General features: G+C 41.1%; 9 protein-coding genes. 8 read left to right on the top strand and 1 reads right to left on the bottom strand.

The genetic code is table 11. The annotated features are described in order from the left end of the window. The 8 genes from AC1DVB_RS22225 to AC1DVB_RS22190 all read left to right on the top strand — a co-directional run. Positions 1 to 919 (top strand): vitamin B12 dependent-methionine synthase activation domain-containing protein (locus AC1DVB_RS22225; RefSeq protein ID WP_477590991.1); only part of this gene is annotated, 919 nt, incomplete at its 5' end. Between the two features lie 104 nt (positions 920 to 1023). Further along, complete coding sequence (locus tag AC1DVB_RS22220) at positions 1024 to 1791, top strand: polysaccharide deacetylase family protein (RefSeq protein WP_377332523.1); 768 nt, start codon at positions 1024 to 1026, stop codon at positions 1789 to 1791. A gap of 75 nt (positions 1792 to 1866) precedes the next feature. Continuing rightward, positions 1867 to 2637 (top strand): dioxygenase family protein, encoded by a 771-nt coding sequence (locus AC1DVB_RS22215; RefSeq protein ID WP_034307426.1) that lies wholly within the window; start codon positions 1867 to 1869, stop codon positions 2635 to 2637. Between the two features lie 375 nt (positions 2638 to 3012). Further along, entirely contained in the window at positions 3013 to 5865 is a 2853-nt protein-coding gene (locus AC1DVB_RS22210; protein WP_057277367.1) for a 2-oxoglutarate dehydrogenase E1 component, read from the top strand. A gap of 1 nt (position 5866) precedes the next feature. Then, on the top strand, positions 5867 to 7144 hold the full coding sequence (gene odhB / locus AC1DVB_RS22205; RefSeq protein ID WP_477590988.1) for a 2-oxoglutarate dehydrogenase complex dihydrolipoyllysine-residue succinyltransferase: 1278 nt from the start codon (positions 5867 to 5869) through the stop codon (positions 7142 to 7144). Between the two features lie 226 nt (positions 7145 to 7370). Next, positions 7371 to 8123 carry a DeoR/GlpR family DNA-binding transcription regulator gene (locus AC1DVB_RS22200; protein ID WP_057277370.1) on the top strand — a complete coding sequence of 251 codons (753 nt, stop codon included), beginning with the start codon at positions 7371 to 7373 and terminating at the stop codon, positions 8121 to 8123. Beyond that, on the top strand, positions 8123 to 9043 hold the full coding sequence (pfkB, locus tag AC1DVB_RS22195; RefSeq protein WP_057277371.1) for a 1-phosphofructokinase: 921 nt from the start codon (positions 8123 to 8125) through the stop codon (positions 9041 to 9043). The genes AC1DVB_RS22200 and pfkB overlap by 1 nt, the downstream gene beginning before the upstream one ends. A 4-nt stretch (positions 9044 to 9047) precedes the next feature. Next, positions 9048 to 10940, top strand: a complete 1893-nt coding sequence (locus AC1DVB_RS22190; RefSeq protein ID WP_477590986.1) for a PTS fructose transporter subunit IIABC — start codon at positions 9048 to 9050, stop codon at positions 10938 to 10940. Positions 10941 to 11087: 147 nt separating this feature from the next. Here the strand turns inward: AC1DVB_RS22190 and AC1DVB_RS22185 are convergent. Beyond that, on the bottom strand, positions 11088 to 11360 hold a 273-nt coding region (locus AC1DVB_RS22185), incomplete at its 5' end, for a VOC family protein (RefSeq protein ID WP_477590984.1).

The raw sequence follows: 11360 nt of genomic DNA, 5'->3' as shown, positions 1-11360 counted from the left end.
GTACTTGGAAGAGTTGGTCGAGAAACGAGAAAGATCGAAAGCGAATGCCGCCATTGCTGCCACATTGGAAAAACCTGTTCGTAAGCAGTCCACAGCGGCTCCTTTAAGCGATGTTCCTGTTCAAACACCGCGTGACATCAAACGACACGTCCTGAAAAACTATCCATTGGATGTCGTCCAGCCATATATAAATAGGCAAATGCTGATTGGTCATCATTTGGGGTTAAAAGGCAAAGTTACCGAATTGCTTAAGCAAGGGAATGAAAAAGCAGTGCAGCTCAATGATCTCGTTGACGAATTGATCGAATTCCTAAAGACGGAACCGGATTATGGTTTGAATGCAGTTTATCAATTTTTCCCTGCTCAAAGCGAAGGAGATAAGCTATTTATATACAACCCGGACAATCATCAAGAGGTTTTGGAAACTTTTGAATTCCCCCGGCAAGATACTAATCCGCATCTTTGTTTAGCGGACTTCGCAAAAACGATTTCCTCCGGGCAAATGGATTATGTTGGTTTCTTCCTGGTCACTGCCGGAAAAGGAATCAGAAAATGGGCAGAAAAACTGAAACTTGAAGGTGATTTCTTGAAAAATCACGCCCTTCAATCACTTGCTCTTGAAACAGCTGAAGGGTTCGCGGAAAGAATTCATCAATTAATGCGGGATGATTTAGGTATAAGCGATCCGATTGATATGTCCATGAAAGAGCGGTTTGCAGCTAAGTACACCGGGCAAAGGTTTTCATTTGGCTATCCTGCTTGTCCTAATCTGGAAGACCAGGAGAAGCTATTCCGCCTGTTGCAACCTCAAGATATTGGCGTGGAATTGACTGAAGGATGCATGATGGAACCAGAGGCTTCCGTTTCAGCCATTGTTTTTGCACATCCTGAAGCTCGTTACTTTAATGTCGATCGATAACTTCATTTAATAAAGGCAGCGGTATTTTTTACCGCTGCCTTATTGCGCATGAAACCCCTTAACTGGTACACCTTAATGGTCAAAAGGAAGGGGATGCAGCACCTATGAAGAAGATGCTAAAATTAATTCTTGTCATGGCGAGTTCTCTCATTATTATTTTGTCTGATGTGGATGTGCAAAACATTCAAGTACATGCAGTTATTCCCGAAGAGATGACACCGTTGCTAAAAAGTAAGGCGAATCAGAAAATCGCCTATTTGACCTTCGATGACGGACCATCCTTGAATACCATGGAGATATTGAATATTTTGGACCGCTATCATGTTAAGGCCACATTTTTTGTTAAAGGTAACGAAGAACCATACGCAAAGAGTTGTTATCAGGAAATGATATCCCGCGGTCATTCGATCGCCCTTCATTCTTATACACATGATTATTCCATCGTTTATCGGTCGACTGAGAGTTTCTTTCAAGATTTGAATAGGCTTGAAACCATGCTGCAAGAGGAGTATGGGATAAAAAGCCGTATTGTGCGCCTTCCTGGCGGCTCGAATAATCGGCTGCGGCATCAGGCGTCAACAAAACTAATCATCAATGGAATCCTTCAACAACTAAAGGAAAAAGGGTATATTTATTTTGATTGGTCCATTGACTCTACAGATGGCTTCAGTCCGTCAATAAGTGAACAACAAATTATTTCTGCTGTACAAAAAGGGACGAAAAATCAAAAGCATGTTAATATCTTATTGCATGATATCAATAGTATGAAAAATACAGTGAAAGCGTTGCCCGATATAATTGAATTCCTTAAAAAAGAAGGATATACCTTTGATACTATTGATGAGACTACGCCGAAAATGCAATTTAATTGATGAACACATTGTTTAACTATAGTAAATTAAGGTATAGGATATTGAGATTACAATGCGAAAGGATTTATCGTCTCTATGATGCCATCATTGTTTTTATCACATGGAACACCGCTATTAGCTTTGGAAAAGAATAGCTATACTCTTTTTTTGAAGGAATATATGCAAACTATGAAGAAACCTGCTGCCATCGTTATTTTGTCAGCACATTGGGAAAATGAAGATCAAATGATTTCTGCAGTGGGGAAGCATGAAGTCATTTACGATTTTGCTGGATTTCCTGAAGAAATATTTCAGATAACATATCCTGCGAGGGGATGCCTGGAGCTGTCAGATCGAATTTTAACCTTATTGTCCAGGATAGATGTATTGGGGGAACTTGATGAAAGGCGCCCCCTGGATCATGGAGCATGGGGGCTTTTGCATATCATGTACCCAGAAGCTGATATCCCGACCGTATCTATGTCCATTAGTCCTTCGCTGCCATTGGACAAGCAGTATGAAATTGGGAAAGCATTGAGGGAATTAAAGGAAAATAATGTCCTGATCATAGGAAGCGGTGGAATTGTCCATAATTTCACACATATTCAGGAAGATATGCATGTTGCAGAGGGATGGGCAATCGAGTTTGAGAACTGGGTCGAAGAAAAAATCATGAAATGGGATTTGCAATCTTTGTTCAATTATGAAAATATCGCCCCTTACAGTACAGAGGCTGTGCCTTCCAAAGAGCATTTCATTCCATTGGTCATTGCAATGGGCTCAGGGGATGACAATAAAAAAGCGGCTCTTCTGCACAGAAGCTTTCAATATGGCAATCTAAGTTTAACAGCTTGGAAGTTTGAGTGAGCTGAAAGGGCTTTCAAACTAGTTAAATTTACCTGAAAAATAATCATTATACAAAAATACAAAAATCTTTTTTTAGCGAAAAAAAGACTTAAATGAGCAAAAAAGACAGTTAAAAGCGATTTTTGACGAATTAAGCAGAAATATAGTTGAAAAAAGGTTGTATAAAGTGGTTTAACCTTTGGATATTTCGACAAAAACATGTTAATATAACATCTGAAAACGTTTTATCCTTTAAAATTTTATTATTCAATAACCAAAGTTATTTATTATATATCTTATATATATCCTATATTTGGGGAAAATTAGAAGAAAGAAATTTGGGGATGGATAAAACGGAATGAAAAAAATTATGAGAAAAATTTGGGGGTTTACAAAATGACCATCAATGATTCTAAGGTATTAGACCACTGGAAAGCTTTTTCGGGTCCAAACCTTGGGTATGTCATGGAGCAATACGATTTATTTCTAGCCAACCCGGAAGAAGTGGATCCGGAACTGAAAAACTTTTTTGAAGTAGCAGGTCCTCCTTCATTCGATGTATCGGCAGAAACAACGACTGTAAGTGCATCAACTGTACAAACTGGAGAAGTTCTTCCAATGGAGAAAATTATGTCTGCAGTGAAGTTAGCTGAAAATATCCGTGCATACGGGCATCTTGCTGCAAATATTTATCCTTTAAAAGAAGAAGCTCTGGACACTGAACAAATTCACTTTGAAAAATATGGCTTGACTGCAGATGATTTAAGGAAAATACCTGCTGACTTTATTTGTCCGGAATCACCTGAAGACGTGAAAGACGGATACGAAGCCGTACAATACCTAAAACAACTCTATACAAAAACGATAGCCTTTGAATTTCATCATGTTAATGACTTGGATGAAAAGCAATGGCTTACTGATATGGTCGAATCTGGAAGCATGTTCCCGGAAGTGGGAAAAGAGAAAAAAGAACTATTACTTAAACGATTGAATGAAGTAGAAGGTTTCGAGAAATTCCTTCACCGCACATATGTAGGGCAAAAACGTTTCTCAATTGAAGGACTGGATGCTATGGTTCCGATTTTAGATGAAATGATTTCACAAACTGTCCAAAACGGAACGGGTAATGTGAATATTGCCATGGCTCACCGTGGACGTTTGAATGTGCTTGCACATGTATTAGGAAAGCCTTATGAGGTCATTTTCTCTGAATTCCAACATTCACCGAATAAAGATTTGGTTCCTTCCGAGGGTTCGACAGGCATTAACAATGGATGGACAGGTGATGTTAAATACCATTTAGGTCTGGATAAACAGATTACTAAAGCTAATATACAAAAAGCAAGGATTACACTTGCCAATAACCCAAGTCACTTGGAAGTAGTCGGTCCAATCGTGGAAGGGTATTCTCGTGCGGCTCAAGAAGACCGTACAGAAAAAGGATTCCCTGTGCAAGACATTTCCAAATCTCTTGCAATCCTGATTCATGGTGATGCTGCATTCCCAGGTGAAGGAATTGTACCTGAAACGTTTAACTTAAGCCGTTTACGCGGTTATCAAGTTGGCGGCGCAATCCATATCATCGCCAATAACATGATCGGTTTTACAACGGAAAGTGAAGATTCACGTTCAACCTTATATGCTAGTGATTTGGCAAAAGGCTTCGAAGTTCCGATCGTGCATGTAAATGCTGATGATCCAGAAGCATGTATGGCTGCTGTGAACCTTGCTAACCTATATCGTGAAAAATACAACAAGGATTTCTTGATCGACCTGATCGGTTACAGACGTTTCGGCCATAACGAAATGGATGAGCCATTGGTGACTCAACCTGAAATGTATGCATTAATCCATAAGCATCCAACCGTAAAAGAGCTTTATGGGAAAAAACTTATTGAATCCGGCGAGTTCACTGAAGCTGAAGTTAAAGCGATTGCTGAGCAAGTGGATACAAGGCTTGCAGATGCATATGCGAAAATTTCCGGAAATAAACCGGAAGCTTCCAAAGAGTGTAATCCTCCTGGGATTATTGAAAAGGGACTTCCAGCCATTGAAACGGCAGTTCCGAAACAAGAACTTGTTACAATTAACGAAGAGCTTGTTAAATGGCCGGAAGGATTCACCCCTAATAAAAAATTAGGAAAGATCTTATCACGTCGCTTGGATTCCTTTGGTCCTGACGGAAAAATCGATTGGGCACATGCCGAGACATTGGCTTTTGCATCGATTTTAAGTGACGGCACGCCAATCCGTTTGACAGGACAAGATTCAGAGCGTGGAACATTCGCACAACGTAATATCATGTTACATGATAGTGTTAATGGAAAAACATATTCACCACTTCACACACTTGAAACTGCCAAAGCTTCATTCGCTGTTCATAACAGCCCGCTTACGGAAACGGCAGTTCTGGCTTATGAATATGGTTATAATGTTTTTGCACCTGAGACACTTGTATTATGGGAAGGCCAATTCGGTGACTTCGCTAATACAGCACAAGTGATCTTTGACCAATTCATCGCTGCTGGCCGTGCAAAATGGGGTCAAAAATCAGGTCTTGTCATGCTGCTTCCACACGGTTATGAAGGACAAGGGCCAGAGCACTCAAGTGCACGACTGGAACGCTTCCTTCAATTAGCAGCTGAAAACAACTGGACAGTTGCTAACTTAAGTTCGGCAGCTCAATACTTCCATATCCTTAGAAGACAAGCTAAGATTTTGGATCAAGAACAAGTACGTCCGCTTGTCATCATGACGCCGAAGAGTATGCTTCGTAATCAGGTGATGGCTTCTACAACAGAAGAATTCAGTGAAGGCGCGTTTGAATCATTCGTAGAAACCAAAACTTTGGGCAAAAAACCTAAATCGGTTGAACGCATTGTTTTTGCAACAGGTAAATTGGCGGTTGAACTTCGTGAAAAAGCGGCAACTGAAAAAAATACGGATTGGTTGCAAATCATCAGTATCGAAGAAATTTATCCATTCCCATTCACTGGAGTTCAAGAAGCCCTGAAAAAATATACAAATCTTAAAGAAATCTTCTGGGCTCAAGAAGAACCTAAAAACATGGGTGCTTGGACATTTGTTGAACCTCGCCTAAATGCAGCGGCTCCTGGCAATCTTTCAGTAACATATATAGGAAGGAAGCGCAGATCAAGCCCGGCTGAGGGAGATCCACTTGTCCATAAAAATGAACAACAACGGATTATGACTCAAGCAATTACACGCAATAATGAGGGGGAGAAATAAAATGGCTGAAGTAAAAGTACCTGAATTAGCAGAATCAATTTCTGAAGGATCTATTGCGCAATGGTTAAAACAACCCGGTGATCACGTTGAAAAAGGAGAATATGTCCTTGAACTTGAAACGGATAAAGTGAACGTTGAAATCATTTCAGATTATACTGGTACACTTTCTGAACATTTAGCAGAAGAAGGCGATACTGTCCAAGTCGGACAGGCTATCGCCATCGTTGATGAAAATGGATCAGCTGCAGCAGCTCCAAAAGCGGAAGCTCCTAAGGTTGAAGAAGCTAAAGCAGAACCAGTTAAGGCTGAACAAGCGGCTCCTGCTAAAGAGGCTCCTAAAGCAGAAGCGAAAGAATCATCATCCACTCAACAAGTTATTGCATCACCAGCTGCAAGGAAATTGGCTCGTGAAAAAGGAATTGACTTGACTCAGGTGCCTGTAGCAGATCCACTAGGTCGTGTACGTGTACAAGACGTAGAAGCAGCAAGTAATGCACCTGCAGCTCCGGCAGCTCCTGCGGCAGCTCCAAAACAAGCTCCTGCAGCTAAACAAGCAGCAGCTCCTGTTGAAGTGAATGATGACCGCATTGAAGTGGTTAAAATGACACGCCGTCGTCAAACCATTGCCAAACGTCTAGTTCAAGTACAATCAGAAGCAGCCATGCTTACAACTTTTAACGAAGTCGATCTTTCTGCAGTCATGGAATTGCGTAACCGCCATAAGGATTCTTTCGTGAAAACAAATGATGTTAAACTTGGTTTCATGTCATTCTTCACTAAAGCGGTCATTGGCTCATTGAAAAAATATCCGTTATTGAATGCTGAAATCCAAGGCGACCATATCCTGAAAAAGAACTTTTATGATATCGGTGTAGCAGTATCCACTGATGAAGGTCTTGTCGTTCCGGTTGTAAGGGATGCTGACCGCAAAAGCTTTGCTGAAATCGAGAAGAACATTTCGGATTTAGCTGTTAAAGCGCGTAACAACAAACTGGGACTTTCAGATTTATCAGGTGGTACTTTTACCATCACTAACGGAGGGACTTTCGGTTCCCTATTATCAACACCAATATTGAATGCCCCTCAAGTTGGGATTTTGGGCATGCATACAATCAAGACTCGTCCAATCGCTGTTGGAGACCAAATCGAAAACAGACCAATGATGTACCTTGCATTATCTTATGATCACCGTATCGTAGACGGAAAAGAAGCTGTTGGTTTCTTGGTGGCCATCAAAGATATGCTTGAAGATCCAGAACAACTTTTACTTCAAGGCTAATAAAATAATACTACCCCCCTGTCATCTTGACATGGGGGTTTTTTTGTTGAACAAGAAAGGATATTTTCATAGAAAAAAAGATAATGAAATTCAAGAAAGTTCATCTCTAATAAAAATGAATGTTTTTGAATGTATTTTTGGATGAATTTGATTATTTTTAAACGTTTATGATTGATTATTCTTTCATTTTCATATATGATGATGATATTAAAGTGAGGTGGGCGAATTGTTGACAACTGAAAGGCACCAGTTCATCTTATCGATCCTTAAAGAACAAGGAACGGTAAAGCTGCAGGAGCTTGTAGATCAGTTACAAGCCTCGGAGTCGACCATTCGGAGAGATTTAGTGCAACTCGAAGAAATGAAGCTCTTGAAACGCGTGCATGGCGGGGCCTCTTTACTGCAAAGAAAAGGCCTTGAGCCAACAACTATGGAAAAGCAATACAAAGCAAGAGCTGAAAAACAACTTATAGCAAAGCTGGCGGCTTCATTCATAGAGAAAAATGATTGTATATATCTTGATGCAGGCACGACAACTGCCGAAATGATTCCTTATTTAAAAGATAAAAATATAACGGTGCTGACAAATGGTCTTATGCATATTCCAAAACTCATCGAATTGGAAATCAAAACAGTGTTAGTTGGCGGAATGATAAAGTTTTCGACAAATGCAATTATAGGAAGTAATGCTGTACAGTTTTTGAATGAATACCGTTTTGATAAATGTTTCTTGGGAATGAACGGCATCCATCAAGAATTGGGTTTCACAACACCAGACCCTGAGGAAGCCCTGCTGAAGAAGATGGCATTACGTCTCTCTAACGAGACCTACGTGCTTGCTGACAGTTCAAAACTTAATGAAGCTACTTTCGCCAAGGTGGCAGATGTAAGCGATGCCATTATCCTTACTGACAGCAATGATGAAGAGGCTGTTGCTCACCTTCAAAAAAATCCAAAGGTAAAGGTCGTGACCATTTAATGATTTATACAGTGACACTTAATCCATCCATCGATTACCTGGTCGAAGTGGAGAGCTTTCAAATGGGCAAGGTGAATCGTACCAGTTATGATGCAAAATTCCCTGGAGGGAAAGGGATCAATGTTTCCCGTGTGCTAAAAAGGCTGGGAAATAGTACAACAGCGTTAGGATTCATCGGTGGACAAACAGGTGAATTTGTAAAAAGGTTTTTAAGACAGGAAGAGATTTTCACGGACTTTACAGAAATAGCTGGAGATACAAGAATTAACATTAAATTGAAAACAGGGCTTGAGACCGAAATAAATAGCCAAGGGCCAGTCATTTCAAAAGGGAATTATCAACAATTATTTAGTCAGATTGAACAGTTGAACAATAATGATATCCTCATTTTGTCAGGAAGCATCCCTCCAAGCGTTCCTTCGGATGTATACGAAGCCATGGCAAGGTCTTGTACCCATAATGGCATTAAAGTGGTGGTGGATACGAGTGGCAAGGAATTACTGAATGTCCTTCCACACCGGCCATTTTTAATAAAGCCCAATCATCATGAACTGGGTGAGCTTTTTTCCACCGAAATAAGTAACATTGATGATGCTAGGGAATATGGCGCTAAATTGGTTGAAGCAGGAGCACAAAACGTTATTGTCTCAATGGCGGGACAGGGTGCCGTGCTTTGCTCGGGTGGAGAATCATATTCCGCAAATGTTCCAAAAGGGAACGTCATCAACTCAGTGGGTGCCGGTGATTCCATGGTCGCAGGTTTCATCGGGACATATGAAAGGACAGGGGATATTTTATCTGCTTTCCGCTTCAGTCTTGCGGCAGGAAGTGCTACAGCCTTTTCATCCGATCTCGGTACATTGGATAAAATTGAAGAGTTATTACCGCAAATTGCTATCAATCAACTAACAGGAGGCTGACTCTATGAAAATTACAGACTTGTTAAAATTGGATACAATCATAATCAATCTGCAAAGTGTTACAAAGCAAGAAGTCATTGATGAACTATCAGGAAAGTTAGCCGAGGCAGAGAGGTTAAATGATGTGGATGGTTTCAAAGCTGCCATCTTAAAACGTGAAGAACAAAGCACAACCGGGATTGGTGAGGGGATAGCCATACCGCATGCAAAAACAAATGCTGTAAAGATACCTGCCATCTGTTTCGGCAAATCGGTCAGTGGTGTGGATTATGAATCGCTTGATGGACAGCCGGCCCATTTGTTCTTTATGATTGCTGCCAGTGAAGGAGCGAATGCAGATCACTTGGAAACTCTTTCCAGGCTTTCTTCGTTACTGATGGATGATAAATTCAGGGCCCGATTGATTTCTGCTTCTTCTGGTGAGGAAGTGTTGGAGATAATCAATCAAAAAGAAATGGAAGCTTATGAAGAAGAAAGTGAAGAAAAGCAATTGAGTAATGGCGCCAGCGGTAACGATAAAGGAGTTAAAATCCTTGCCGTTACAGCCTGTCCAACAGGAATTGCCCATACTTATATGGCTGCCGATGCGTTAAAGGCGAAAGCGAAGGAAATGGGAATTGACTTCAAAGTGGAAACAAATGGTTCAACAGGTATTAAAAATGGTTTAACCGCCGCAGAAATTGAAGAGGCGGATGCCATTATCGTTGCGGCTGATAAGCAGGTTGAAATGGAGCGTTTTAATGGAAAACATGTCATTATTGTCCCAGTTGCCCAGGGGATCCGGAAGACCGAGGAACTGTTAACCAGAGCCATGAATCAGGATGCACCTGTTTACAAAGGAACTGGAAATGGTAAAAGTGATGAAGGTGATTCAGCTAAAGGAGGATTGGGGATTTACAAGCACTTAATGAATGGTGTAAGTAATATGCTTCCATTTGTCGTCGGGGGCGGAATCTTGATTGCGCTTTCTTTCTTTTTTGGAATTGAGGCAGCCGATCCGGCAAATCCGGATTATAATCCCATTGCCAAAGCACTAAGTGATATTGGCGGGGGAAATGGTGCCTTCTTCTTGCTTATCYCAGTACTCGCTGGATTCATTGCTTCAAGTATAGCCGACCGTCCAGGTTTTGCCCCTGGTATGGTAGGTGGATTATTGGCAGCACAGGCTAATGCCGGTTTTCTTGGCGGACTGATCGCCGGTTTCCTTGCAGGTTATGTCGTCTTACTATTAAGAAAATTGTTTTCCAAGTTACCGCAAACACTTGATGGCATTAAACCGGTTTTACTCTATCCTGTATTCGGAATGTTAATTACAGGGTTTATCATGATATTTCTCGTAAATGAACCAGTAACAGCAATTAACACGGGCCTGACTAATTGGCTGCAGGRCTTATCCGGCACGAACGCAATATTCCTCGGCTTGATTCTTGGGGGCATGATGGCTGTGGATATGGGAGGCCCCTTAAATAAAGCGGCATTCACTTTTGGGATTGCAGCCATTGAAGCATCAAGTTTCGGACCGCATGCTGCAGTTATGGCTGGTGGAATGGTTCCTCCTCTTGGAATCGCACTTGCAACTACATTCTTTAAAAGTAAATTCAGTGAAACGGAAAGGAAATCCGGCTTCACTAATTACTTCATGGGTGCTTCGTTCATTACAGAGGGAGCCATTCCTTTTGCGGCGGCGGATCCATTGCGGGTTATTGTCAGCAGTGTTATTGGGTCAGCGACGGCAGGAGCGCTGTCAATGGCTTTTAGAGTAACATTGCCAGCGCCGCATGGGGGTATATTCGTCATCCCCCTAGTCAACCATCCTTTCCGCTATTTGCTGGCGATTTTAATAGGAGCCCTCATTACTGCTTTAATATTGGGAATCTGGAAGAAGAAACAAAAATAAATATACTACAAAAGCGGGTCCGAGATAAATGGACCCGCTTTTTATTACTTACATTCCAATATTTCGATCCAGCCGAAGGGATCGGTTAAATATATACGGTTCGCACCGGGCAACCTCCATCTACTGTAAAAGAAATATACTAAGTCATTAAATGTTGTTTAAATTCGTTGAGTTTTTCAACTTCAAGTGCTGGATGAGCTTTTTTTGCGTAATGAAATGATCCTCCGTTCCGACATGAATCTTAATCGATCCCGATTCGAACCATAACCCGCCATTGGAACTTAATGACAGAGGCTTTTTCACTTCCCGGAACATTAGTATCTCAGTGAAAAACTTCCTTGATTGGTCCTCGGTATTAGGAGATGCTAATTGGTAATGGTCGATTGACTTAAAAAGGAAGTTCATTTTGCAACACCTTCC

The organism is Peribacillus sp. P4_D6, assembly GCF_056401795.1.
Note: the sequence above shows the minus strand (reverse complement) of the source record. Positions and strands in the feature narration are given on the sequence as shown.